Annotated in this window: 20 protein-coding genes, 2 tRNA genes and 2 rRNA genes; 19 read left to right on the plus strand and 5 right to left on the minus strand. The window is 60.2% G+C overall.

Features of this window, described 5'->3' with window-relative positions:
* Nucleotides 1–31: 31 nt before the first annotated feature.
* Nucleotides 32–331 (minus strand): PilZ domain-containing protein, encoded by a 300-nt coding sequence (locus OUY36_RS08655; protein ID WP_110777533.1) that lies wholly within the window; start codon nt 329–331, stop codon nt 32–34.
* A gap of 195 nt (nt 332–526) precedes the next feature.
* On the opposite strand from OUY36_RS08655, the gene rssB reads away from it, so the two are divergent.
* Entirely contained in the window at nt 527–1,711 is a 1,185-nt protein-coding gene (gene rssB, locus OUY36_RS08660; RefSeq protein ID WP_110777531.1) for a two-component system response regulator RssB, read from the plus strand.
* Complete coding sequence (gene rssC / locus OUY36_RS08665; RefSeq protein WP_015277472.1) at nt 1,708–2,190, plus strand: anti-sigma factor antagonist RssC; 483 nt, start codon at nt 1,708–1,710, stop codon at nt 2,188–2,190. The genes rssB and rssC overlap by 4 nt, the downstream gene beginning before the upstream one ends.
* 7 nt (nt 2,191–2,197) lie before the next feature.
* On the opposite strand, the gene tal is transcribed toward rssC, so the two are convergent.
* The 3 genes from tal to OUY36_RS08680 all read right to left on the minus strand — a co-directional run bounded on the left by tal (nt 2,198) and on the right by OUY36_RS08680 (nt 5,504).
* Nucleotides 2,198–3,124, minus strand: a complete 927-nt coding sequence (tal, locus tag OUY36_RS08670) for a transaldolase (protein WP_102840927.1) — start codon at nt 3,122–3,124, stop codon at nt 2,198–2,200.
* Between the two features lie 132 nt (nt 3,125–3,256).
* A complete protein-coding gene (gene dusA, locus OUY36_RS08675; RefSeq protein WP_267937599.1) occupies nt 3,257–4,258 on the minus strand; it encodes a tRNA dihydrouridine(20/20a) synthase DusA in 1,002 nt (333 codons plus the stop codon).
* Nucleotides 4,259–4,391: 133 nt separating this feature from the next.
* A complete protein-coding gene (locus tag OUY36_RS08680) occupies nt 4,392–5,504 on the minus strand; it encodes a CapA family protein (RefSeq protein WP_063543982.1) in 1,113 nt (370 codons plus the stop codon).
* A 95-nt stretch (nt 5,505–5,599) separates the two neighbouring features.
* On the opposite strand from OUY36_RS08680, the gene OUY36_RS08685 reads away from it, so the two are divergent.
* Entirely contained in the window at nt 5,600–5,752 is a 153-nt protein-coding gene (locus OUY36_RS08685; protein WP_161612080.1) for a hypothetical protein, read from the plus strand.
* Nucleotides 5,697–6,023 (plus strand): hypothetical protein, encoded by a 327-nt coding sequence (locus tag OUY36_RS22055; protein ID WP_161612081.1) that lies wholly within the window; start codon nt 5,697–5,699, stop codon nt 6,021–6,023. Before OUY36_RS08685 ends, OUY36_RS22055 begins: the two co-directional genes overlap by 56 nt.
* Before the next feature lie 11 nt (nt 6,024–6,034).
* Here the strand turns inward: OUY36_RS22055 and pncA are convergent, their stop codons facing one another.
* Nucleotides 6,035–6,652, minus strand: coding sequence for a bifunctional nicotinamidase/pyrazinamidase (pncA, locus tag OUY36_RS08690; RefSeq protein ID WP_196762553.1), 618 nt, complete (start codon nt 6,650–6,652; stop codon nt 6,035–6,037).
* Between the two features lie 303 nt (nt 6,653–6,955).
* On the opposite strand from pncA, the gene OUY36_RS08695 reads away from it, so the two are divergent.
* From OUY36_RS08695 to OUY36_RS08765, 15 genes are all read left to right on the plus strand, one after another.
* On the plus strand, nt 6,956–7,909 hold the full coding sequence (locus tag OUY36_RS08695) for an AraC family transcriptional regulator (protein ID WP_063543986.1): 954 nt from the start codon (nt 6,956–6,958) through the stop codon (nt 7,907–7,909).
* Between the two features lie 231 nt (nt 7,910–8,140).
* The gene (gene benA, locus OUY36_RS08700) at nt 8,141–9,502 is read left to right on the plus strand and encodes a benzoate 1,2-dioxygenase large subunit (protein WP_267937600.1); all 1,362 of its coding nucleotides are present in this window, start codon (nt 8,141–8,143) and stop codon (nt 9,500–9,502) included.
* Complete coding sequence (benB, locus tag OUY36_RS08705; protein ID WP_063543988.1) at nt 9,503–9,991, plus strand: benzoate 1,2-dioxygenase small subunit; 489 nt, start codon at nt 9,503–9,505, stop codon at nt 9,989–9,991. It begins immediately after the preceding gene.
* 10 nt (nt 9,992–10,001) lie between these two features.
* On the plus strand, nt 10,002–11,012 hold the full coding sequence (gene benC / locus OUY36_RS08710) for a benzoate 1,2-dioxygenase electron transfer component BenC (protein ID WP_267937602.1): 1,011 nt from the start codon (nt 10,002–10,004) through the stop codon (nt 11,010–11,012).
* 71 nt (nt 11,013–11,083) lie between these two features.
* Nucleotides 11,084–11,860, plus strand: a complete 777-nt coding sequence (locus OUY36_RS08715; RefSeq protein ID WP_267937604.1) for a 1,6-dihydroxycyclohexa-2,4-diene-1-carboxylate dehydrogenase — start codon at nt 11,084–11,086, stop codon at nt 11,858–11,860.
* A 107-nt stretch (nt 11,861–11,967) separates the two neighbouring features.
* A complete protein-coding gene (locus tag OUY36_RS08720) occupies nt 11,968–13,314 on the plus strand; it encodes an MFS transporter (RefSeq protein ID WP_267937606.1) in 1,347 nt (448 codons plus the stop codon).
* A gap of 27 nt (nt 13,315–13,341) precedes the next feature.
* Nucleotides 13,342–14,463 carry a muconate cycloisomerase family protein gene (locus OUY36_RS08725; RefSeq protein ID WP_253752636.1) on the plus strand — a complete coding sequence of 374 codons (1,122 nt, stop codon included), beginning with the start codon at nt 13,342–13,344 and terminating at the stop codon, nt 14,461–14,463.
* A gap of 14 nt (nt 14,464–14,477) precedes the next feature.
* Nucleotides 14,478–14,768, plus strand: coding sequence for a muconolactone Delta-isomerase (catC, locus tag OUY36_RS08730; protein ID WP_011912834.1), 291 nt, complete (start codon nt 14,478–14,480; stop codon nt 14,766–14,768).
* A 71-nt stretch (nt 14,769–14,839) separates the two neighbouring features.
* Nucleotides 14,840–15,778, plus strand: coding sequence for a catechol 1,2-dioxygenase (gene catA, locus OUY36_RS08735; protein WP_063544000.1), 939 nt, complete (start codon nt 14,840–14,842; stop codon nt 15,776–15,778).
* 126 nt (nt 15,779–15,904) lie between these two features.
* Complete coding sequence (locus OUY36_RS08740) at nt 15,905–17,116, plus strand: benzoate/H(+) symporter BenE family transporter (protein WP_063544001.1); 1,212 nt, start codon at nt 15,905–15,907, stop codon at nt 17,114–17,116.
* A gap of 108 nt (nt 17,117–17,224) precedes the next feature.
* Nucleotides 17,225–18,487, plus strand: a complete 1,263-nt coding sequence (locus OUY36_RS08745; protein WP_081253792.1) for an OprD family porin — start codon at nt 17,225–17,227, stop codon at nt 18,485–18,487.
* A 631-nt stretch (nt 18,488–19,118) separates the two neighbouring features.
* Nucleotides 19,119–20,655, plus strand: a 16S ribosomal RNA gene (locus OUY36_RS08750).
* Between the two features lie 91 nt (nt 20,656–20,746).
* A tRNA-Ile gene (locus tag OUY36_RS08755) sits at nt 20,747–20,823 on the plus strand.
* Between the two features lie 6 nt (nt 20,824–20,829).
* Nucleotides 20,830–20,905 (plus strand) — tRNA-Ala (locus tag OUY36_RS08760).
* Nucleotides 20,906–21,160: 255 nt separating this feature from the next.
* Nucleotides 21,161–24,051 (plus strand): 23S ribosomal RNA (locus OUY36_RS08765).
* Together the 16S and 23S rRNA genes with 2 tRNA genes alongside form the textbook arrangement of a ribosomal RNA operon.
* Nucleotides 24,052–24,163 lie beyond the last annotated feature (112 nt).

Here is a 24,163-nt window from a genome sequence, read left to right on the forward strand (position 1 = left end):
CCAGCGCGGCCAGCAACGGGGCAGGGCGGCGTCAGCTCATCGAAAGGATGGCCAGCCCCAGGCTCTGGCGGCCATCATCGAGCTGAATCACGCGCACCACCTCTGTCTGTGCGTCGAGGCCCTTCAGCTCGCTGTGTTCGGATGGGATCAGCACGCGCACCTTGTCGCCCATCTGCAGCTGCGTTCCGGCCAGGACTTGCATGCCGGTACTCGAGAGGTCGATACAGGTGCCGGCGAGTTTTGTATCGCCATGTTCCAGCGTGACGGTGGTTTCCACCCGCATCCTGATGAAATCGCGTTTTTCGCTGTAGTCACGGTCTTTCTGGCTCATGGTTTCAACCTTTTATATATGGCTCGCTTGGTTCTTATAGCGCCCCTCAATTCGACCTGTAAAGCCGCCAGCCGGTCGGCTTGAAACCCCGATCGTATGGGAGTACCGTCTGCGCCTTGAAACGAACCCATGCCCAGCGTTCGCGCGGGGCCAATGCTTTCGCCAATCATCCTGGCGACACCGCCTGGTAGGAACATGCATAAACCAAGCGCGACGCTGCTGATCATTGATGACGACGATGTGGTTCGGGCCAGTCTGGCCGCCTATCTGGATGACAGCGGTTTTCGTGTCCTGCAGGCTGGCAATGGCCCGCAAGGCATGGAGCTTTTCGAGTCGGAGCAGCCCGATCTGGTCATCTGCGATCTGCGCATGCCGCAGATGGATGGCCTGGAGTTGATCCGTCAGATCAGCGAGCGTCAGCTCGACCTGCCAGTGATCGTGGTATCGGGCGCCGGGGTGATGAGCGATGCGGTGGAAGCGTTGCGCCTGGGCGCTGCCGACTACCTGATCAAGCCTCTCGAAGATCTGGCGATGCTCGAACACTCGGTTCGCCGCGCGCTGGATCGTTCTCGCCTGCGGCTTGAAAACCGCCGTTATCGCGAGCAGCTGGAGACCGCCAACCGCGACCTACAGGCCAGCCTGCATCTGTTGCAGGAAGATCAGGATGCCGGACGCCAGGTGCAGATGAACATGCTGCCGGTGACCCCTTGGAGCGCTGACGATTTCGATTTCGCCCACCAGATCATTCCCTCGCTTTATCTGTCCGGCGACTTCGTCGATTACTTCCGCGTGGATGAGCGACGCATCGGCTTCTACCTGGCGGATGTGTCCGGTCATGGGGCGTCCTCGGCGTTCGTCACCGTGCTGCTCAAGTTCATGACTACACGCCTGCTGTACGAATCGCGCCGTGGCGGGACACTGCGTGAGTTCAAGCCTTCGGAAGTGCTCGATCACATCAACCGCGGGCTGATCAACTGCAAGCTGGGCAAGCACGTCACCATGCTCGGTGGCGTGATCGATCAGGAACGCGATGTACTGCACTACAGCATCGGCGGGCATTTGCCGATGCCGGTGCTGTTCGATGGCCAGAGCTCCCGCTATCTGGAGGGGCGTGGGCTTCCGGTAGGGTTGTTCGCCGAAGCCACCTATCAGGATTTCGAACTGGAGCTGCCGCAGACCTTCAGCCTGACCTTGCTCTCCGATGGCATTCTGGACCTTTTGCCCGGGGAAACACTCAAAGACAAAGAGTCCTCGTTGCCCGGTCTGATTACCGAGGCCGGTGGCACGCTGGATGGATTACGCCGAGTCTTCGGGTTAGCCGAACTGGCTGACATGCCCGACGATATCGCCTTGCTGGTGTTGAGCAGGAACCTTGCATGAGTACTGGAAGAATCCAGTTCGCCGAGATGGATGGCACCTTTGTTCTGAAGTTCATTGGTGAGATCCGTCTGACGCTCTGTTCGGCGCTGGATGCAACGATCGAGAAGATCTTCTCGTCGCTCAATTTCTCATCCATCGTCATTGATCTGACCGAGAGCCGTAGCATCGACAGCACTACCCTCGGCCTGCTGGCCAAGCTGTCGATTCTGTCGCGGCAAAAGGTCGGCATGTTGCCGACGCTGGTCACGACCCACCCGGATATCACTCGACTGTTGCAGTCGATGGGCTTCGATCAGGTGTTCAACATCGTCGATACTCCGCTGCCTTGTCCGGAGTGTCTGGCCGATCTGCCTTCACAGGATCAGTCGGAGGAGGTGGTGAAGGCCAAGGTGCTGGAGGCTCACCGCATCCTGATGAGCCTTAACGAATCCAACCGCGAGGCCTTCCATGACCTCGTCACCGCGCTGGAGCGCTCCTGATCGGAACTCAGGCCAGTTCTGCCAGTAGCGCCTCGAGTTTTTCCTGATCCCTGGCGAACTGACGGATGCCTTCGGCGAGTTTTTCGGTCGCCATCGCGTCTTCGTTCAGCCCCCAGCGGAAGCTGTTCTCATCCAGGTTGATGCGCGGCTCGGAGGCGCGGCCCGGCTCCAGCTTGCGCTCCAGCGTGCCGCTGGCTTCGGCGAGCTGGCCGAGCAGTTCCGGGCTGATGGTCAGGCGGTCGCAGCCGGCCAGCGCCTCGATCTGACCGACGTTGCGGAAGCTCGCGCCCATCACCACCGTCTCGTAGCCGTGCGCCTTGTAGTAGTCGTAGATGCGGCTGACCGATTGCACGCCCGGATCTTCCGCGCCCTGGTAGTCGCGGCCCTCGTGCTTCTTGTACCAGTCGTAGATACGGCCAACGAACGGGGAGATCAGGAACACGCCCGCCTCGGCGCAGGCCACCGCCTGGGTGAAGGAGAACAGCAGGGTGAGGTTGGTCTGGATGCCGGCCTTTTCCAGCTGCTCGGCGGCGCGGATGCCTTCCCAGGTGGAGGCGATCTTGATCAGCACGCGCTCGCGGCTGATGCCGGCCTGCTCGTAGAGCCCGATCAGCCGCTCGCCGCGCTGGACCATCGCCTGGGTGTCGAACGAAAGGCGTGCATCCACCTCGGTGGAGATGCGTCCGGGGATCAATTCGAGGATCTGCTTTCCCACCGCCACGGCGAACAGGTCACAGGCCAGGCCGATATCGCCCTGACACTGCTTCATGGCGTTGCCCAGGTGCTCGGCATAGCGCGGCATCGCAGCCGCCTTGAGCAGCAGTGATGGGTTGGTGGTGGCGTCCACCGGCTTCAGGCGGGCAATGGCGTCGATATCACCGGTATCGGCAACGACGGTGGTGAACTGCTTGAGTTGTTCCAGCTTGGAAGTCATGTAAGAGGGGGCTCCGTCCTGTGAATGGCACGACCTTACCCGAGCCCGTTCACCCGCTCAACGAGCGGATGGGCGCGGGTGCGCCAGCCTTTGATCCGATTGCTCTGCCTGCGTTCCTTGGCCGCGAAGTCGTTAGTGGCCTTCGAGCAACGCCACCGCCTGGTCGAGCAGCGCCAGCGGCTCGCCGGTCTTGTGGATGTCCACCGAAAGCAGCTGACGGAAGCGCCGTGCGCCGGGAAAGCCCTGGCCTAGCCCGAGCACATGGCGGGTGACGTGATGCATGGCGCCGCCCTCGGCAAGATGCCGTTCGATGTATGGGCGCATGTTGCGTAACGCCTGCGCACGGCTGATGACTGGCGCGTCGCTGCCGAACAGGCTGCTGTCGACCTGCGCCAGCAGGTAGGGGTTGTGGTAGGCCTCGCGACCGAGCATGACACCATCGAACGTCTGCAGATGCGCACGGCATTCTTCCAGCGTCTTGATGCCGCCGTTGAGGATGATCTCGAGGTCCGGGAAATCCCGCTTGAGTTGCGCGGCGATGTCGTAGCGTAGCGGTGGGACCTCGCGATTCTGCTTCGGTGACAGCCCTTCGAGGATGGCGATGCGCGCGTGCACGGTGAGGCTGCGGCAGCCGGCGTCGCGCACCTGGCCGACGAAGTCGCACAGCTCGGCATAGCTGTCGCGGCCGTTGATGCCGATACGGTGCTTGACGGTGACCTCGATGCCCACCGCATCGCGCATGGCCCTCACGCAATCGGCGACCAGTTGCGGATGGCCCATGAGGCAGGCGCCGATCATGTTGTTCTGCACCCGATCGCTGGGGCAGCCAACGTTTAGATTCACCTCGTCATAACCCGCGGCTTCGGCGAGCTTTGCGCAAGCTGCCAGATCGCCCGGCACGCTGCCGCCCAGCTGCAGCGCCAGCGGATGCTCGCTCACGTCGTAGCGCAGAAACCGTGCCGCATCGCCGTGCAGCAGCGCACCGGTGGTCACCATCTCGGTGTAGAGCAGGGCGTGCCTGGAAAGCTGGCGCAGGAAGTAACGGCAATGGCGATCCGTCCAGTCCATCATCGGCGCGACCGAGAAGCGGCGGGAAAGAGCGGCGTGAGCAGTGGTTTGGGAATCTGGAAGCATCAGGTTAGTTCAGTCGCGGTGGTCCGGCACGCCGCGGCGGGCCGCCTGAAATCAAGCGGCCATCGGGCGGCGCGCTGGGCCGCGTAGTCTACAGGAAAATACACCGTACCAATGGCGCGCCTGCCGAACCGCATCAATGCTGCATGGCTGGCCAGGTCAGTTTGAAGGCGTCGTTTGCGGCCGGTTCCAGATAGCTGCCGAAGTGCTCCGAGTCACGGTTGACGACGTTCAACAGCCAGTCGCGCTCGTCGCTCGAAGGGCGGTTCAGGCGGAGCCTGGAGCGTTTGATCGGGCAGAGCTCCAATGCGGCGAGGCTGCCGTCTGGTTTCAGGCTGGCGAAATACAGCAGCCCCAGATCGCTTCGGTAGCTTTCGTAACCGTCGATGCCTTCATAGTCATTCAACAGGTCGCCGCAGCCATAGGCGATCAGCCGCCCCCGGTAGACCTCGAGCGCTTTGACGTGGTGCGAGGAGTGTCCGTGGATTAGATCAACGCCTGCTTCGTCGATCAGATCACGGGCGAAGCGAGTCTGCGCTTCGTATAGCGAGAAGTCCCAGTTGCCGCCCCAATGCAGCGACACGACCACCAGGTCGCCGGGGCGCTTGCTGGCACGGATGCGCTGCACAACGTGACGCAGGGACGTGGACGATAGGTCGGGCAGCCAGGCAACACCCGGCTTGCCGGGGCCGGCAGAGCATTCCGCATCCACACCGCTGTCGGTGGTGGCATAGGCGAACACCAGCATGCGTTTGCCACTGGGCAACGGCAGGATCGCCGGTGCTTCGGCTTCAGCGGCATCCAAGCCTGCACCGCTGCGATGGATGCCATGCTTGTCCAGGACCTCCAGCGTGTCGCGAAGCCCTGCTTCGCCCCAGTCGAGGACGTGGTTGTTGGCCAGCGAGCAGCAATCGATTTCGGCCACGTTGAGGATGCCCATGTTGGCCGGATTCATTCGATAATGCAGCCCATGCGGCCGTGGCTCGCCGCGACAGGTCAGTGAGGTTTCCAGGTTGACCAGGCGGACGTGTGGCCGTCGCTCCGCAAGCGCCGCCAGGGCAACGCCCCAGGGATAGGAGTAATCGACCGTAGTGGGGATCTTGCCGTTTTTCTGCTCGGCGAGGCGCACGTAATCGCCGGCGTGCTGCGCATAAGCCTCATGGATGGCTGGGTCGCCGCGCTGCGGTAACACCTGGTCGATGCCGCGGCCGCACATCAGGTCTCCAGCGAAAAATAGCTTCGTGAGCATGTTCGATCCCTCGCAGATGCCGGGGTGGGCAAGAGAGGCTGAGCGGCTGGTTGCGGTACAGCCTGCTAAACATAGTAGAGATACCCGGAGGCCTCATGACCGTTGATCCGTTGCGACTTGCCTCGCCTGGCGCGTTGTTCACAGACCTTTATCAACTGACCATGTTGCAGGCGTATTTCGACCAGCACATGGATGCAATGGCCGTTTTCGAGTTCTTTTGTCGCGGCCTGCCGAGCGGAAGCAGCTAATACCTCGCCGCCGGGCAGGTGTTGCCGCGATATCCTGACCCTGGAGGATGATGCGCATGAAGGGCGGGCGCTGATCCAGCCGGTCCTGCGCCGGGGGCGTCGTGTCGCGGTGGCTCCGAGTCTCCAGCAGATCCGGCGTTATGCACACGAACAGCTGCAGCGGCTACCGGCATCCCTCACGGCGCTGGAGCCGAACGGAGTCGGCTATCCGGTCGAGATCGCCGAGTCAGTGCTTGCACTGGCCGCACAGGCAGATCGGCTGCATCGCTGATCAAGATTCCTTCAGCGAATCTCTACGCCCGCAGCGCCCATTCGAGCCAGCGCCTCGCTCAGCGAACCCTGAACGTCCAGGCCGCGACACGCGTCGGTCAGCACCGTTACCGCAAAACCCTCACGGCGGGCGTCCAGCGCGCTATAGAGCACGCAGAAATCCAGTGCCAGGCCGCACAGGAACAACCGTTCGAAGCCGCGTTCGCGCAGGTAGCCTCCCAGCCCGGTGGGCGTGGCGCGGTCATTCTCGTAGAACGCCGAGTAGGAATCGATCGACGCACGATAACCCTTGCGCAGCACCAGTTCGGCCCGTTGCGCCATCAGGCGTGGGTGCAGTTCTGCGCCGACGGTGCCTTGCACGCAATGCTCCGGCCATAGCGTCTGCAGGCCGTAGGGCACGTTGATTTGCTCGAAAGGATGGCGTCCCGGATGGCTGCTGGCGAAGCTGAGATGATTAGCCGGATGCCAGTCCTGGGTTACCGCAATATGGCCAAAGTGTTCGCACAGCTGGTTGATGACCGGTACTACGGCGTCCGCGTCGGGTACTGCCAGGGCTCCGCCGCCGCAGAAGTCGTTCTGCACGTCAATGATCAGCAACAGGTCTCGTTCGCTCATGTCAGGCAGGTACATGGGCATGTCCGCTTGGGTTGGCTATCGGTAGTGCGGTGCCGTTGTCACGTCAGTCTGTCGCGGCCGCTTAGGCACCGTCTGCAGTAGACAGTGGGTACGCCAGATGTTGCGCGACGCCGCCGCTGTCGCCGTCATCAATCGAAATACAAAAACCGTTCGGTTACCGGCCGACGGAGGTGCCGCCCTTGGTCGAATCACATACAGTTCGATTAGTCGATATTCTCGCCCTGCCTCGATTTGCTGCGGCGGGCCCGAGCTTCGTGCCGGTCAGCTCCACTATAAAAACTATGAGAGTGCCTTGTGATGGACAGACTGCTGAATGAAAAAAGCAGGATCTTCGAGCATGCCGATCCTCATGCCGTGTCGGACTACGTCAATCAGCACGTAGGCGCGCACTGCATTCGTCTGCCCCGCACCGGCACACCCCAGGCCAGCCTCAGCCATTGCAAGTTCGGCAAGCTCGATCTCTGCCAGATCAGCTACGGTGGCAGCGTCCATGTCACCTCACCAGCCCTGGAAACCATCTATCACCTGCAGCTGCTGCAGCGCGGGCACTGCCTGTGGCGCGGACGGGGGCAGGAACACTACTTCACCCCCGGCGAGCTGCTGCTGATCAACCCGGACGATCCGGTGGATCTGACCTACTCGGACGATTGCGAGAAGTTGATCGTCAAGTTGCCGGCCTCCTTCCTCGAACAGGCTTGCCGCGAGAACCAGTGGCGCGCTCCGTCCGCCGGTATCCGCTTCAGCGCCAATCGCCATGCCCTTGGCGAGCTGGATGGCTTCGACAGCCTGCTCGGGCTGGTTTGCCGCGAGGCGGGCTCCGAGCAGAGCATCCCGCAAATTCAGGAGCAGTACAGCCGGATCATCGCCAGCAAATTGCTCTGCAGCCTGGCCAGCAATATCCAGCGCGACCCGTTCGGTGACAGCTGTCCCTCGTTCGGTCGGCTGACCGACTACATCGACGAGCATCTGAAGAAGGACATCTCCGTCGAGCAGCTGGCCGAACTGGCCAACATGAGCCTGCGCTCGCTATACCTGCTGTTCGAGCGCAAGGTCGGGACCACGCCGAAGTCCTACATCCGTCAGCGCAAGCTGGAGCAGATCCATGGCCGGCTGAGCGACCCTTCGGCCAGGGTGCGTAACATCACCGAGATCGCCATGGATTACGGCTTCATGCACCTGGGACGTTTCTCGGAAAGCTACAAGAGCACCTTCGGCGAGCTGCCCTCGGACACCCTGCGCCGCCATCACTGAGTCCCCTTGAGTCGCTGCCCGTCCGACGGCAGCGGCTCCTTTTCCTACCCATCCTTATCTGCACAGGTTCCGTGCTCGAACGGGCGGTCGTCGGCTGCGCGTTCGTGCGGCAAACGGTCGCCTTGCATTCTGCAGAAAACGGATAGAGGTCCTGCAGAAAACGGATATTGATGTCGCTTCCCGCGCCTTAGCCTTCATCACGTGGAAACAATAACAATGGAGGCCCCGGCCATGTCCCTGGGAATCGACTACCTTGATTCGCTGCTCGAAGAAGACAAAGAGAAGGGCATCTTTCGCTGCAAGCGCGAGATGTTCACCGACCCTCGGTTGTTCGATCTGGAGATGAAGCACATCTTCGAGGGCAACTGGATTTACCTCGCCCACGAGAGCCAGATCCCCGAGAAGAACGACTACTACACCACCCAGATGGGGCGCCAGCCGATCTTCATCGCGCGCAACAAGGATGGTGAACTCAACGCCTTCATCAATGCCTGCAGCCATCGCGGTGCCATGCTGTGCCGCTTCAAGAGCGGCAACAAGGCGACCTACACCTGTCCGTTCCATGGCTGGACCTTCAACAACTCGGGCAAGCTGCTCAAGGTCAAGGACCCCAAGGAAGCCGGCTACCCCGACAGCTTCAACTGCGACGGCTCGCATGACCTGAAGAAGGTCGCGCGCTTCGAGTCCTATCGCGGTTTCCTCTTCGGCAGCCTGCGCGAGGATGTCGCGTCGCTGGAGGAGTTTCTCGGCGAGTCGAAGAAGATCATCGACATGGTGGTCGACCAGTCTCCGGAAGGTATCGAAGTTCTGCGCGGCTCGTCCACCTATGTCTATGAAGGCAACTGGAAACTGCAGGCCGAGAATGGCGCCGATGGCTACCACGTCACCGCCGTGCACTGGAACTACGCCGCCACCCAGCAGCAGCGCAAGCTCAAGGAAGCCAGCGACGACATCCGCGCCATGAGCGCCGGCGGCTGGGGCAAGAAGGGCGGTGGCTTCTACTCCTTCGAGAATGGCCATCTGCTGCTCTGGACCCGCTGGGACAACCCGGAAGACCGTCCGTTGTACGCCCGCCGCGACGAGATGATCGCCGAGTTCGGCCAGGCCCGTACCGACTGGATGATCGAGAACTCGCGCAACCTCTGCCTCTATCCGAACCTGTACCTGATGGATCAGTTCGGCTCGCAGCTGCGCATCGCCAAGCCGCTGTCGGTGGACAAGACCGAAGTCACCATCTACTGCATCGCGCCCAAGGGCGAGAGTGCCGAAGCGCGCGCGCGCCGCATTCGTCAGTACGAAGACTTCTTCAATGTCAGCGGCATGGCCACCCCGGATGACCTCGAAGAGTTCCGCGCCTGCCAACAAGGCTTTGCCGGTCGCGCCATGGAGTGGAACGACATGTCCCGCGGCGCCAAGCACTGGATCGACGGCGCCGACGAAGGTGCCCGCGACATCGACCTGCAGCCGCTGATGAGCGGCGCGCGTACCGAGGACGAAGGCCTGTTCGTGCTGCAGCACCACTACTGGCAGCAGCAGATGATCAAGGCAGTGAAGGCCGAGCAGGACCAGCTGATCCACGTGGAGGGCGCGTAAATGAGCATCGCCTATGAAACCGCGCGTGACTTCCTCTACCGCGAAGCACGCTACCTCGACGACAAGGACTGGGACAGCTGGCTGGAATTGTATGCGGCCGACGCGACGTTCTGGATGCCGGCCTGGGACGACGAGGACAAGCTCACCGAAGACCCGCAAAAGGAAATCTCGCTGATCTGGTACGGCAACCGCAGCGGCCTGGAAGACCGGGTGTTCCGCATACGCACCGAGCGCTCCAGCGCCACCATTCCGGATACCCGCACTTCGCACAACATCAGCAACCTGGAGCTGATCGAGCAGGGCGAGGGCTTCTGCAAGCTGCGCTTCAACTGGCACACGATGAGCTTCCGCTACAAGACCGTCGACCACTTCTACGGCACTAGCTTCTACACGCTCGATACCCGCGGCGAGAGCCCGCTGATCAAGCACAAGAAGGTCGTGCTGAAGAACGACTACATCCGCCAGTTGATCGACGTTTACCACCTGTGAGGGCAAGGCCATGACTCACCAGATCGCATTGAATTTCGAAGACGGGGTGACCCGCTTCATCGAAGCCAACCTCGGCGAAACCGTCGCCGACGCGGCCTACCGCCAGGGCATCAACATCCCGCTGGACTGCCGCGACGGTGCCTGCGGGGCCTGCAAGTGCTTCGCCGAAGCTGGCAGCTACGACCTCGGCGAGGAGTACATCGAGGATGCGCTGAGCGAGGACGAAGCTGCGCAAGGCTTCGTGCTGACCTGCCAGATGCGCGCCGAAAGCGACTGCGTGATTCGCGTGCCGGCCTCCTCGGATGTCTGCAAGACCACGCAGGCCAGCTATCAGGCGACCATCAGCAACGTGCGTCAGCTGTCGCAGAGCACCATTGCGCTGTCGATCAAGGGCGAGTCGCTGAGCCAGCTGGCCTTCCTGCCCGGGCAGTACGTCAACCTGCAGGTGCCGGGCACCGATCAGACCCGTGCCTACTCGTTCAGCTCACTGCAGAAGGGCGGTGAGGTCAGCTTCCTGATCCGCAACGTGCCGGGCGGGCTGATGAGCAGTTTCTTGAGCGGCATGGCCAAGGCCGGCGACAGCCTCACCCTGGCCGGCCCGCTGGGCAGCTTTTACCTGCGCGAGATCAAGCGGCCGCTGCTCTTGCTGGCCGGCGGCACGGGCCTGGCGCCGTTCACCGCGATGCTGGAGAAGATCGCCGAGCAGGGCAGCGCGCATCCGCTGCACCTGATCTATGGCGTCTCCAACGACTTCGATCTGGTGGAGATGGACAAGCTCGCCGATTTCGCCGCGCGCATCCCCAACTTCACCTACAGCGCCTGCGTAGCGAGCAGCGACAGTCAGTACCCGCAGAAAGGCTACGTGACCCAGCACATCGAGCCCAAGCACCTGAACGAAGGTGAAGTGGACATCTACCTGTGCGGCCCGCCGCCGATGGTCGAGTCGGTCAACCAGTTCATCCGTGAACAGGGGCTGCAGCCGGCCAATTTCTACTACGAGAAGTTCGCCGCCAGCGCCTGATCAGCCAGCCGTAGGGTGGGCAACTGCGCCGCATTGCCCACCGAATCCTCGCCATTCCAGAGGTTGGGTAGATGAACTCACGATTTCACAACAAAGTCGCGGTGATCACCGGCGCGGCCCAGGGCATCGGTCGCCGTGTCGCCGAGCGATTCGTCGAGGAAGGCGGCCGGCTGGTGGCCGTGGACCGTTCCGAACTGGTCCATGAACTGGCCGATCAACTGGGGCAGGGCGCCGAAGTCTTGACCCTGACCGCCGACCTCGAGCAGTTCGCCGATTGCCATCGGATGATGGATGCCGCGAAAGAGCGTTTCGGCCGTCTCGACATCCTCGTCAACAACGTTGGCGGAACCATCTGGGCCAAGCCCTTCGAGCATTACCAGGAAGATGAGATCGAGGCCGAGGTGCGTCGCTCGCTGTTCCCCACCCTTTGGTGCTGCCACGCGGCCTTGCCGCACATGCTGGAGCAGGGCGGCGGGGCCATCGTCAATGTCTCCTCGATCGCCACGCGCAGCCTCAATCGCGTGCCCTACGGCGCGGCCAAGGGCGGCGTCAATGCGCTGACCGCGTGCCTGGCCTTCGAGAACGCCCAGCGTGGCATCCGCGTCAACGCCACCGCACCGGGCGGCACCGAGGCGCCGCCGCGCCGCATTCCACGCAACAGCGCCGAGCAGAGCGAGCAGGAAAAGACCTGGTACCAGCAGATCGTCGATCAGACCGTGGATTCCTCATTGATGAAGCGCTACGGAACCATCGACGAGCAGGCCGGCGCGATTCTTTTTCTCGCGTCCGATGAGGCCTCCTACATCACCGGCGTGACCCTGCCGGTGGGTGGTGGCGATCTCGGTTGAGCAGTACCCGGGCCGGCTCGACCGGTCAAGGCCAAGGCACATCGGCGGCGCGGTGACCCACCGCTGCAGCCGATCCGCGACTAACAAAAACAATAGAGAGTCTTGCCATGCGAAAAGTAGACGTTCACGACATCATCGATAACGCGCGCTTCAACCGCTTCCACTGGCTGGTGGTGTGCCTCTGCGCACTGCTGCTGATCTTCGACGGCTACGACCTGTTCATCTACGGCGTGGTGCTGCCGGTGATCATGAAGGAGTGGGGGCTGACCCCGCTGGAAGCGGGCGCGCTGGGCAGCTATGCGCTGTTCGGCATGATGTTCGGCGCACTGGCGTTCGGCACCCTGGCCGACCGCATCGGCCGCAAGAAGGGCATCGCCATCTGTTTCGTGCTATTCAGCAGCGCCACCGTGCTCAACGGCTTCGCCAGCACCCCTACCGAGTTCGGCATCTTCCGCTTTCTCGCCGGCCTCGGCTGCGGCGGGCTGATGCCCAACGTGGTGGCGCTGATGAACGAGTACGCGCCCAAGCGGCTACGCAGCACGCTGGTGGCCGTCATGTTCAGCGGCTATTCGCTGGGCGGCATGCTGTCGGCCGGCCTCGGGATCTACATGCTGCCTCGCTTCGGCTGGGAAGCGATGTTCTTCGCCGCCGCCGTACCGCTGCTGTTGTTGCCGGTGATTCTCTGGTACCTGCCGGAATCGGTTGGCTTCCTGGTTCGCCAGGGCCGGGGCGAGCAGGCCCGGGGGCTGCTGAACAAGGTCGACCCGAGCCGCCAGCTGAGCGCGGCCGACGAGCTGGTGATGACCGACGTGAAGGGCAAGAGTGCCTCGGTGCTGGAGCTGTTCCGCGAAGGCCGTGGCGTGCGCACCTTCTCCCTGTGGCTGGCTTTCTTCTGCTGTCTGCTGATGGTCTACGCGCTGGGCTCCTGGTTGCCGAAGCTGATGGCCAACGCCGGCTACAGCCTGGGTTCGAGCCTGTCGTTCCTGCTCGCGCTGAACTTCGGCGGTATGGCCGGCGCCATCCTCGGCGGCTGGCTGGGCGATCGCTTCAACCTGTCGAAAGTGGTGGTGGTGTTCTTCGCCGTGTCGGTGGCCTCCATCAGCCTGCTGGGCTTCAAGACGCCGATGCCGGTCCTCTACACACTGATCTTCATCGCCGGTGCCACCGTGATCGGCACGCAGATTCTGCTGTACGCGACCGCCGCGCAGTTCTACGGCCTGTCGATCCGCTCCACCGGTCTCGGCTGGGCCTCGGGCATCGGCCGCAACGGCGCCATCGTCGGCCCGCTGCTCGGCGGTGCGTTGCTGGGCATCAACCTGCCGCTGCAACTGAACTTCATCGCCTTCGCCGTCCCGGGCGTCATCGCCGCCCTGGCTATGACCGCCTTCGCCATTTCCAGCAAGCGCAGCGGCACTCCTGCGCCGGTGGTGATGGCAGCAGCGGCCAAGGCCTGATCACAAAACTTCAACACGGATAACGCCATGAGCCCCATCCTGATCGAACGCATCCAGACGATCATCGTCGACCTGCCGACCATCCGCCCGCACAAGCTGGCGATGCACACCATGCAGCAGCAGACGCTGGTGATCGTCCGTGTGCAGTGCAGCGACGGCATCGAAGGCATCGGCGAGGCCACCACCATCGGCGGCCTGGCCTACGGCAACGAGAGCCCAGAAAGCATCAAGCAGAACATCGACAGCCACCTCGGCCCGCTGCTGGTGGGCCAGGAGGCCGCGAACATCAACGCCGCCATGCTGCGCCTGGACAAGGCGGCCAAGGGCAATACCTTCGCCAAGTCCGGTATCGAGAGCGCATTGCTCGATGCCCAGGGCAAGCGTCTTGGTCTACCAGTCAGCGAGCTGCTCGGCGGCCGGGTACGAGACAGTCTGGAAGTGGCCTGGACCCTGGCCAGCGGCGACACCGCGAAAGACATCGAAGAGGCCGAGCGCATGCTCGATTTCCGCCGCCATCGCATCTTCAAGCTGAAGATTGGCGCCGGCGAGGTGAATGCCGACCTCAAGCACGTCATCGCTATCAAGCAGGCCCTCGGCGAGCGTGCCAGCGTGCGCGTCGACGTCAATCAGGCCTGGGACGAATCGGTGGCGCTGCGCGCCTGCCGCATCCTCGGCGACAACGGCATCGACCTGATCGAACAGCCGATCTCGCGGATCAACCGCGGCGGGCAGGTGCGCCTGAATCAGCGCAGCCCGGCACCGATCATGGCCGATGAGTCCATCGAGAGCGTCGAGGATGCGTTCAGCCTGGCAGCCGACGGCGCGGCCAGCATCTTCGCCTTAAAGATCGCCAAGAACGGCGGTCCACGAGCCGTACTGCGCACTGCGCAGATCGCGGAGGCGGCGGGTATCGCACTGTACGGCGGCACCATGCTCGAAGGTTCCGTCGGCACCCTGGCCTCGGCGCATGCCTTCGTCACCCTCAACAAGCTGACCTGGGCCACCGAGCTGTTCGGCCCGCTGCTGCTCACCGAAGAAATCGTCACCGAGGCGCCGGTCTATCGCGACTTCCGGCTGGAAGTGCCGCGCACACCCGGTCTTGGCCTGACCCTGGATGAAGAGCGCCTGGCGTTCTTCGCCCGTAAGTAAGAGGAGGACCCGAGATGCTCTTCCACGTGAAGATGATCGTGAAACTGCCGGTCGACATGGATCCGGCCCAGGCTGCCAAGCTCAAGGCCGACGAGAAGGAACTGGCGCAGAGCCTGATGCGTGAAGGCAAGTGGCGCCACCTCTGGCGCATTGCCGGCCAGTACGCCAACTACAGCGTGTTCGACGTCGCCAGCGTGCAGGAACTGCACGACACCCTGATGCAGCTGCCGCTGTTCCCCTACATGGAGATCGAGGTCAACGCGCTGTGCCGCCACCCGTCCTCGATTCATGACGACGACCGCTGATCCCGTTTCGAAGCCGGCCCCGCCCGGCTGGTTAACCCGCGTAACGACAATTACAAGACGAGGCCTGAGCCATGACTGTGAAAATCTCCCACACCAGCGACGTGCAGCAGTTCTTCAAGGAAGCCAGCGGCTTCAACAATGACGAAGGCAGCAGCCGCATGAAGACGGTGATCAACCGCATCCTGGTCGACACCGCGAAGATCATCGAAGACCTGGAAATCACCCAGGACGAGTTCTGGAAGGCGGTGGACTACCTCAATCGCCTCGGCGGTCGTCACGAAGCTGGCCTGCTGGTCGCCGGACTCGGGCTGGAGCATTATCTCGACCTGCTGCAGGACGCCAAGGACGAACAGGAAGGCCTGGTCGGCGGTACCCCGCGCACCATCGAGGGCCCGCTGTATGTCGCCGGCGCGCCGATCGCGCAGGGTGTCACGCGCATGGATGATGGCAGCGAAGACGACGTCGCGACCGTGATGTTCCTGCAAGGCCGTGTCTTCGATCCGAGCGGCAAGCCGCTGGCCGGTGCGGTGGTCGATCTGTGGCACGCCAACACCAAGGGCAATTATTCCTACTTCGACAAGAGCCAGTCCGAGTACAACCTGCGCCGTCGTATCGTCACCGACGAGAACGGCTATTACCGCGCGCGCAGCATCGTGCCGTCCGGCTATGGCTGCTCGCCCGACGGGCCGACCCAGGAGGTGCTGGACATGCTCGGTCGCCACGGCCAGCGGCCGGCGCACATTCATTTCTTCATCTCCGCGCCCGGTCATCGTCACCTGACCACGCAGATCAACCTGGCGGGCGACAAATACCTCTGGGACGACTTCGCCTACGCCACGCGCGATGGTCTGGTCGGCGACATCCGCTTCATCGACGATACCGAAGCCGCACGTGCACGGGGCGTGCAGGGTCGTTTCGCCGAAGTGGATTTCGACTTCCAGCTGCAGAAGGCGCCTGCCCCGCAAGCCGAGCAGCGCAGCAAGCGCCCGCGCGCGCTCCAGCAAGCCTGAGGGTTGCCGCGGTGCCCGGTATTAGCCGGGCACCGCGGTGCTGCACCGGTAATGCAGCCGCTTCATTCATAACAAGAGTGATCCGGGCATCGACCACGGATCGCCAGGCCTGTCTTGCGAGGCGACATGAAAGCTCTGATGAAAGACTTCTCGCTCTCCGCCGTGGTCGCCGGTTTCATCGCGACCGTGATTTCCTACGCCGGTCCGCTGGTGATCATCTTCCAGGCCGCCAAGGCTGGGGGCATGCCGCACGAGGTGCTCTCGTCGTGGGTCTGGACCATCTCCATCGGTAGCGGCGTGCTCGGCATTCTGCTCAGCGTGCGCTACCGGGTTCCCATCATCATCGCCTGGTCGGCGCCCGGTTCGGCGCTGCTGGTAACCCTGTTGCCCGACATCACGCTGAACGAGGCCGTCGGCGCCTATATCGTCAGCAGTGTGGTGGTGCTGCTGGTAGGGCTGTCCGGCGCGTTCGACCGGATCATCAATCGTCTACCGGCCGCCATCGCCGCGGGCATGCTGGCTGGCATCCTGTTCCGTTTCGGTACCGGGCTGTTCGTCTCGGTCAAGGAACAGCCCTGGCTGGTGCTGGCGATGTTCGGCACCTATCTGCTGTTCAAGCGTGCCTTGCCCCGTTACGCCGTGCTCGCCGTGCTGGTCGTCGGTATGACGATCACCATCGCCTCGGGTGAGCTGCGCAGTGACGCACTGGTCATCGGGCTGGCGACGCCGGTATGGATCACCCCGGAGTTCAGCTGGCAGGTCATCCTCAATATTGCCTTTCCGCTGGTGATGGTGGCGCTGACCGGACAGTTCGTGCCTGGCATGGCGGTGCTACGCAACGACGGCTACGAGACGCCGGCCAGTCCGCTGATCAGCAGTAGCGCACTGGGTTCGCTGCTGCTGGCACCGTTCGGCTGTCACGGGCTGAACCTGGCGGCGATCACGGCGGCGATCTGTACCGGCCGGGAATCCCATGAAGATCCGTCCAAGCGTTACGTCGCGGGTGTTTCCGGCGGTGTCTTCTATCTGCTGCTGGGCATCTTCGGGGCGACGCTGGTCTCGATCTTCACCGCGTTCCCGGCCGCCTTGATCGCCGCCCTGGCCGGGCTGGCGCTGTTAGCGGCCATAGGCGGGGCATTGAGCGCGGCAATGGCAGTGCCAGCCGATCGCGAGGCGGCCTTGATCACTTTCCTGGTCACCGCCTCGGGAATGTCCTTTCTCGGCCTATCGGCGGCGTTCTGGGGGCTGATCTTTGGCATCGCCGCTCACCTGTTGCTCAGCCTGCGCAAGCCGGCACCAGCAGTGGCGGCCGGTCGCAAGGAACAGCCGGCGCGGTGACCGGCCGACAATCGTAACGATTCACCCATAACGAGTTAGTCGCTTTCTCCGGTTGCTGCCGGGGGAACGGCTGCGTGCAACTGAAAAACAACAACAAGAGCGAGTTAGATGATGCAGAAAATATCCATTTCCCGACTGACCCTGGCCGCCGGCATGACGTCGATGATTACTCAGTCGTTCGCCGCTGACGGCGGTTTCGTCGAGGACGCGACGGCAACACTGCAGGCGCGTAATTACTATTTCAGCCGAGACTTCTCCGACATCGTCGGCCCAAGTCGGCAATCGAAGGCGGAGGAGTGGGGGCAGGGGTTCATTCTCAATTTCAGATCGGGATACACCCTTGGAACTGTCGGCTTCGGCGTCGATGCTATCGGGCAGCTGGGAATCAAGCTCGACAGCAGCCGTGATCGCATTGGTACCGGCTTGCTCCCGGTTGGGAGCGATGGCCGCGCGCCGGATGAGTACAGCCGCATGGGGTTGGCACTCAAGGCAAAGGTGTCGAAGACCGAACTGAGGGTGGGTGAGCTGCAGCCCAATCTGCCAGTACTGACCTTCAGCGATATTCGGCTGCTCCCGCCCACCTATCAGGGCGCCAGCATTGTCTCCAGCGAAGTTGATGGGTTGACGCTGCAGGCCGGCCGTTTACGCTCGACCAGCCTGCGCAACGAGGCTGGCGACGACCGGATGCGGGCCATGCTGGGCCGAACGCCTCAGGCGGCATTCAGCGATGCCTTCAACTACGCCGGTGGCGATTACACGTTCAATGACAAGCGCACGTCTTTCGGCCTCTGGTATGCGCAGCTCGAGGACATCTATAACCAGCGCTACATAGGCCTTAAGCATAGCGAGCCGCTCGGCGACTGGACCCTGGGCGCCAACCTCGGCTACTACGATTCGCAGGCCGACGGCAGCAAGCTGGCCGGCAACGTGGACAACCAGGCTTTCTACTCGCTGCTGTCGGCGAAGCGAGGCGGGCATACCTTCTATATAGGCTATCAGGCCATGTATGGCGACAGTGCTTTGCCCCGCGTCTTCGCCAACGTCACGCCGTTGGGCAACGAGGTGCCCACCTACGAGTTCGCCGAGCGGGACGAGCGTTCCTGGCAAGCTCGCTACGACTATGATTTCGCCGCGCTCGGTTGGCCCGGTCTGGTTGCGACGGTGCGCTATATCACCAGCGATAACGTAAGCACGGGAATGGGTTTCGAAGGTACGGCGCAGGAGCGCGATCTGGACATTGGCTATACCGTGCAGAGCGGTCTGCTCAAGAATGTGGGTATCCGCCTACGCAACGTAGCGGCGCGCTCGAACTACCGCAGCGATATCGACGAGAACCGTCTGATTCTGAGCTATACGTTCACCTTGTTCTGAACTGGTTGCCCGCGCCGAGCCGCTCACTCGGTGCGAAGCAATGCGGTCTGCACTACTTCCCGTAGAATCGAAATAAACGGTTGACGGCTGTTTTCAGACCCCTATAATGCGCACCACTTCCGGCGCAGTCCTCAAACAAAACCTCTTGTAAATCAAAAGGTTAGCTAAATAAAGGGGTTGCACCGGTGGCGGATTCGAGTAGAATGCGCCGCGCTGACAGGGTGGTGGTTGAGCCCGGTTGGTGGCTTCGGTCGGATCGATCGAAAGCGGTTGAAAGAGGTGGTTGACAGCGGTTCTGATCGCTGTATGATTCGCCTCCCGCTGACGAGAGATGCAGATTGATCGAGGCGGCAAGCGGTTGAGTAGAAAAGAAATTTTCGAAAAACAGCTTGACAGTAAGAAAGGCTGCTGTAGAATGCGCGGCCTCGGTTGAGACGAAAGGCTTGATCGAAACGCTCTTTAACAACTGAATCAAGCAATTCGTGTGGGTGCTTGTGAATGTAAGACTGGTAGTCGCAAGATTATCAGCATCACAAAGCAACACTCGTTTATTCGAGAGTTACTCTTTCTAGTAAAGAGATTTGCGATTGCTGAGCCAAGTTTAGGGTTTTCTCAAAACCCAAGCAGTATTGAACTGAAGAGTTTGATCATGGCTCAGATTGAACGCTGGCGGCAGGCCTAACACATGCAAGTCGAGCGGATGATTGGAGCTTGCTCCATGATTCAGCGGCGGACGGGTGAGTAATGCCTAGGAATCTGCCTGGTAGTGGGGGACAACGTTTCGAAAGGAACGCTAATACCGCATACGTCCTACGGGAGAAAGTGGGGGATCTTCGGACCTCACGCTATCAGATGAGCCTAGGTCGGATTAGCTAGTTGGTGAGGTAAAGGCTCACCAAGGCGACGATCCGTAACTGGTCTGAGAGGATGATCAGTCACACTGGAACTGAGACACGGTCCAGACTCCTACGGGAGGCAGCAGTGGGGAATATTGGACAATGGGCGAAAGCCTGATCCAGCCATGCCGCGTGTGTGAAGAAGGTCTTCGGATTGTAAAGCACTTTAAGTTGGGAGGAAGGGCAGTAAGTTAATACCTTGCTGTTTTGACGTTACCGACAGAATAAGCACCGGCTAACTTCGTGCCAGCAGCCGCGGTAATACGAAGGGTGCAAGCGTTAATCGGAATTACTGGGCGTAAAGCGCGCGTAGGTGGTTCGTTAAGTTGGATGTGAAAGCCCCGGGCTCAACCTGGGAACTGCATCCAAAACTGGCGAGCTAGAGTATGGCAGAGGGTGGTGGAATTTCCTGTGTAGCGGTGAAATGCGTAGATATAGGAAGGAACACCAGTGGCGAAGGCGACCACCTGGGCTAATACTGACACTGAGGTGCGAAAGCGTGGGGAGCAAACAGGATTAGATACCCTGGTAGTCCACGCCGTAAACGATGTCGACTAGCCGTTGGGATCCTTGAGATCTTAGTGGCGCAGCTAACGCATTAAGTCGACCGCCTGGGGAGTACGGCCGCAAGGTTAAAACTCAAATGAATTGACGGGGGCCCGCACAAGCGGTGGAGCATGTGGTTTAATTCGAAGCAACGCGAAGAACCTTACCAGGCCTTGACATGCAGAGAACTTTCCAGAGATGGATTGGTGCCTTCGGGAACTCTGACACAGGTGCTGCATGGCTGTCGTCAGCTCGTGTCGTGAGATGTTGGGTTAAGTCCCGTAACGAGCGCAACCCTTGTCCTTAGTTACCAGCACGTTAAGGTGGGCACTCTAAGGAGACTGCCGGTGACAAACCGGAGGAAGGTGGGGATGACGTCAAGTCATCATGGCCCTTACGGCCTGGGCTACACACGTGCTACAATGGTCGGTACAAAGGGTTGCCAAGCCGCGAGGTGGAGCTAATCCCATAAAACCGATCGTAGTCCGGATCGCAGTCTGCAACTCGACTGCGTGAAGTCGGAATCGCTAGTAATCGTGAATCAGAATGTCACGGTGAATACGTTCCCGGGCCTTGTACACACCGCCCGTCACACCATGGGAGTGGGTTGCTCCAGAAGTAGCTAGTCTAACCTTCGGGGGGACGGTTACCACGGAGTGATTCATGACTGGGGTGAAGTCGTAACAAGGTAGCCGTAGGGGAACCTGCGGCTGGATCACCTCCTTAATCGAAGACACCGGCTTCGTCATAAGCTCCCACACGAATTGCTTGATTCACTTGCGAAAGGCGATTGGGTTTAGACCCGAGAGTAACGATTGGGTCTGTAGCTCAGTTGGTTAGAGCGCACCCCTGATAAGGGTGAGGTCGGCAGTTCGAATCTGCCCAGACCCACCAATCGAAGGGGCCATAGCTCAGCTGGGAGAGCGCCTGCTTTGCACGCAGGAGGTCAGCGGTTCGATCCCGCTTGGCTCCACCATTAACTCTAGTCGCCGAAAGCTCAGAAATGAGTGTTTACCAGGACGGTTGTTGATCGCCTGGGTTGAGCATTGATTTCTGGACTTTGCGCCAGAACTGTTCTTTAAAAATTTGGGTATGTGATAGAAGTAGACCGATGTGTTGCTTTCACTGGCAGCATGTCGCGTCAAGGTAAAATTTGCGTGTTCTCTATGCAAATTTTCGGCGAATGTCGTCTTCACGTTATAGACAGTAACCAGATTGCTTGGGGTTATATGGTCAAGTGAAGAAGCGCATACGGTGGATGCCTTGGCAGTCAGAGGCGATGAAAGACGTGGTAGCCTGCGAAAAGCTTCGGGGAGTCGGCAAACAGACTTTGATCCGGAGATCTCTGAATGGGGGAACCCAGCCATCATAAGATGGTTATCACACACTGAATACATAGGTGTGTGAGGCGAACCAGGGGAACTGAAACATCTAAGTACCCTGAGGAAAAGAAATCAACCGAGATTCCCTTAGTAGTGGCGAGCGAACGGGGACTAGCCCTTAAGCTTCTTTGATTTTAGCGGAACGCTCTGGAAAGTGCGGCCATAGTGGGTGATAGCCCTGTACGCGAAAGGATCTTAGAAGTGAAATCGAGTAGGACGGAGCACGAGAAACTTTGTCTGAACATGGGGGGACCATCCTCCAAGGCTAAATACTACTGACTGACCGATAGTGAACCAGTACCGTGAGGGAAAGGCGAAAAGAACCCCGGAGAGGGGAGTGAAATAGAACCTGAAACCGTATGCGTACAAGCAGTGGGAGCCTACTTTGTTAGGTGACTGCGTACCTTTTGTATAATGGGTCAGCGACTTATTTTCAGTGGCGAGCTTAACCGAATAGGGGAGGCGTAGCGAAAGCGAGTCTTAATAGGGCGTCTAGTCGCTGGGAATAGACCCGAAACCGGGCGATCTATCCATGGGCAGGTTGAAGGTTAGGTAACACTGACTGGAGGACCGAACCGACTACCGTTGAAAAGTTAGCGGATGACCTGTGGATCGGAGTGAAAGGCTAATCAAGCTCGGAGATAGCTGGTTCTCCTCGAAAGCTATTTAGGTAGCGCCTCGTGTATCACTGCTGGGGGTAGAGCACTGTTTCGGCTAGGGGGTCATCCCGACTTACCAAACCGATGCAAACTCCGAATACCAGCAAGTGTCAGCACGGGAGACACACGGCGGGTGCTAACGTCCGTCGTGAAAAGGGAAACAACCCAGACCGTCAGCTAAGGTCCCAAAATCCTGGTTAAGTGGGAAACGATGTGGGAAGGCTTAGACAGCTAGGAGGTTGGCTTAGAAGCAGCCATCCTTTAAAGAAAGCGTAATAGCTCACTAGTCGAGTCGGCCTGCGCGGAAGATGTAACGGGGCTCAAACCAGGTACCGAAGCTACGGGTTCATCGCAAGATGAGCGGTAGAGGAGCGTTCTGTAAGCCTGTGAAGGTGAGTTGAGAAGCTCGCTGGAGGTATCAGAAGTGCGAATGCTGACATGAGTAACGACAATGCGAGTGAAAAACTCGCACGCCGAAAGACCAAGGGTTCCTGCGCAACGTTAATCGACGCAGGGTGAGTCGGTCCCTAAGGCGAGGCTGAAGAGCGTAGTCGATGGGAAACGGGTTAATATTCCCGTACTTCTAGTTACTGCGATGGGGGGACGGAGAAGGCTAGGCCAGCAAGGCGTTGGTTGTCCTTGTTTAAGGTGGTAGGCAGAGATCTTAGGTAAATCCGGGATCTTAATGCCGAGAGCTGATGACGAGCTTTCTTTTAGAAAGCGAAGTGGTTGATGCCATGCTTCCAGGAAAAGCCTCTAAGCTTCAGGTAACTAGGAACCGTACCCCAAACCGACACAGGTGGTTGGGTAGAGAATACCAAGGCGCTTGAGAGAACTCGGGTGAAGGAACTAGGCAAAATGGCACCGTAACTTCGGGAGAAGGTGCGCCGGTGAGGGTGAATGACTTGCTCAGTAAGCCCATGCCGGTCGAAGATACCAGGCCGCTGCGACTGTTTATTAAAAACACAGCACTCTGCAAACACGAAAGTGGACGTATAGGGTGTGACGCCTGCCCGGTGCCGGAAGGTTAATTGATGGGGTTAGCGCAAGCGAAGCTCTTGATCGAAGCCCCGGTAAACGGCGGCCGTAACTATAACGGTCCTAAGGTAGCGAAATTCCTTGTCGGGTAAGTTCCGACCTGCACGAATGGCGTAACGATGGCGGCGCTGTCTCCACCCGAGACTCAGTGAAATTGAAATCGCTGTGAAGATGCAGTGTATCCGCGGCTAGACGGAAAGACCCCGTGAACCTTTACTATAGCTTTGCACTGGACTTTGAGCTTGCTTGTGTAGGATAGGTGGGAGGCTTTGAAGCGTGGACGCCAGTTCGCGTGGAGCCATCCTTGAAATACCACCCTGGCAACCTTGAGGTTCTAACTCTGGTCCGTTATCCGGATCGAGGACAGTGTATGGTGGGTAGTTTGACTGGGGCGGTCTCCTCCTAAAGAGTAACGGAGGAGTACGAAGGTGCGCTCAGACCGGTCGGAAATCGGTCGCAGAGTATAAAGGCAAAAGCGCGCTTGACTGCGAGACAGACACGTCGAGCAGGTACGAAAGTAGGTCTTAGTGATCCGGTGGTTCTGTATGGAAGGGCCATCGCTCAACGGATAAAAGGTACTCCGGGGATAACAGGCTGATACCGCCCAAGAGTTCATATCGACGGCGGTGTTTGGCACCTCGATGTCGGCTCATCACATCCTGGGGCTGAAGCCGGTCCCAAGGGTATGGCTGTTCGCCATTTAAAGTGGTACGCGAGCTGGGTTTAGAACGTCGTGAGACAGTTCGGTCCCTATCTGCCGTGGACGTTTGAGATTTGAGAGGGGCTGCTCCTAGTACGAGAGGACCGGAGTGGACGAACCTCTGGTGTTCCGGTTGTCACGCCAGTGGCATTGCCGGGTAGCTATGTTCGGAAGAGATAACCGCTGAAAGCATCTAAGCGGGAAACTTGCCTCAAGATGAGATCTCACTGGAGCCTTGAGCTCCCTGAAGGGCCGTCGAAGACTACGACGTTGATAGGTTGGGTGTGTAAGCGCTGTGAGGCGTTGAGCTAACCAATACTAATTGCCCGTGAGGCTTGACCATATAACACCCAAACAATTTGGCTGTTAGACGGTAAGTCGACATACAGACCGAAAATCTGCACGAACACGCAATACCGATTCGATCACATACCCAATTCGCTGCAGCGGCTCAA

The organism is Stutzerimonas sp. R40042, from assembly GCF_026642215.1.
Lineage (GTDB): Bacteria > Pseudomonadota > Gammaproteobacteria > Pseudomonadales > Pseudomonadaceae > Stutzerimonas > Stutzerimonas frequens.

Coding starts and splice junctions, on each gene's coding strand:
- OUY36_RS08685 (WP_161612080.1), top strand. CDS start 5,600: ATGACCGTTGATCCGTTGCGACTTGCCTCGCCTGGCGCGTTGTTCACA.
- OUY36_RS22055 (WP_161612081.1), top strand. CDS start 5,697: ATGCAATGGCCGTTTTCGAGTTCTTTTGTCGCGGCCTGCCGAGCGGAA.
- tal (WP_102840927.1), bottom strand. CDS start 3,124: ATGACTTCCAAGCTGGAACAACTCAAGCAGTTCACCACCGTCGTTGCC.
- benB (WP_063543988.1), top strand. CDS start 9,503: ATGAGCATCGCCTATGAAACCGCGCGTGACTTCCTCTACCGCGAAGCA.
- benA (WP_267937600.1), top strand. CDS start 8,141: ATGTCCCTGGGAATCGACTACCTTGATTCGCTGCTCGAAGAAGACAAA.
- OUY36_RS08720 (WP_267937606.1), top strand. CDS start 11,968: ATGCGAAAAGTAGACGTTCACGACATCATCGATAACGCGCGCTTCAAC.
- pncA (WP_196762553.1), bottom strand. CDS start 6,652: ATGTACCTGCCTGACATGAGCGAACGAGACCTGTTGCTGATCATTGAC.
- OUY36_RS08745 (WP_081253792.1), top strand. CDS start 17,225: ATGATGCAGAAAATATCCATTTCCCGACTGACCCTGGCCGCCGGCATG.
- OUY36_RS08715 (WP_267937604.1), top strand. CDS start 11,084: ATGAACTCACGATTTCACAACAAAGTCGCGGTGATCACCGGCGCGGCC.
- rssB (WP_110777531.1), top strand. CDS start 527: ATGCATAAACCAAGCGCGACGCTGCTGATCATTGATGACGACGATGTG.
- OUY36_RS08655 (WP_110777533.1), bottom strand. CDS start 331: ATGAGCCAGAAAGACCGTGACTACAGCGAAAAACGCGATTTCATCAGG.
- catC (WP_011912834.1), top strand. CDS start 14,478: ATGCTCTTCCACGTGAAGATGATCGTGAAACTGCCGGTCGACATGGAT.
- OUY36_RS08725 (WP_253752636.1), top strand. CDS start 13,342: ATGAGCCCCATCCTGATCGAACGCATCCAGACGATCATCGTCGACCTG.
- OUY36_RS08695 (WP_063543986.1), top strand. CDS start 6,956: ATGGACAGACTGCTGAATGAAAAAAGCAGGATCTTCGAGCATGCCGAT.
- catA (WP_063544000.1), top strand. CDS start 14,840: ATGACTGTGAAAATCTCCCACACCAGCGACGTGCAGCAGTTCTTCAAG.
- rssC (WP_015277472.1), top strand. CDS start 1,708: ATGAGTACTGGAAGAATCCAGTTCGCCGAGATGGATGGCACCTTTGTT.
- OUY36_RS08680 (WP_063543982.1), bottom strand. CDS start 5,504: ATGCTCACGAAGCTATTTTTCGCTGGAGACCTGATGTGCGGCCGCGGC.
- dusA (WP_267937599.1), bottom strand. CDS start 4,258: ATGCTTCCAGATTCCCAAACCACTGCTCACGCCGCTCTTTCCCGCCGC.
- OUY36_RS08740 (WP_063544001.1), top strand. CDS start 15,905: ATGAAAGCTCTGATGAAAGACTTCTCGCTCTCCGCCGTGGTCGCCGGT.
- benC (WP_267937602.1), top strand. CDS start 10,002: ATGACTCACCAGATCGCATTGAATTTCGAAGACGGGGTGACCCGCTTC.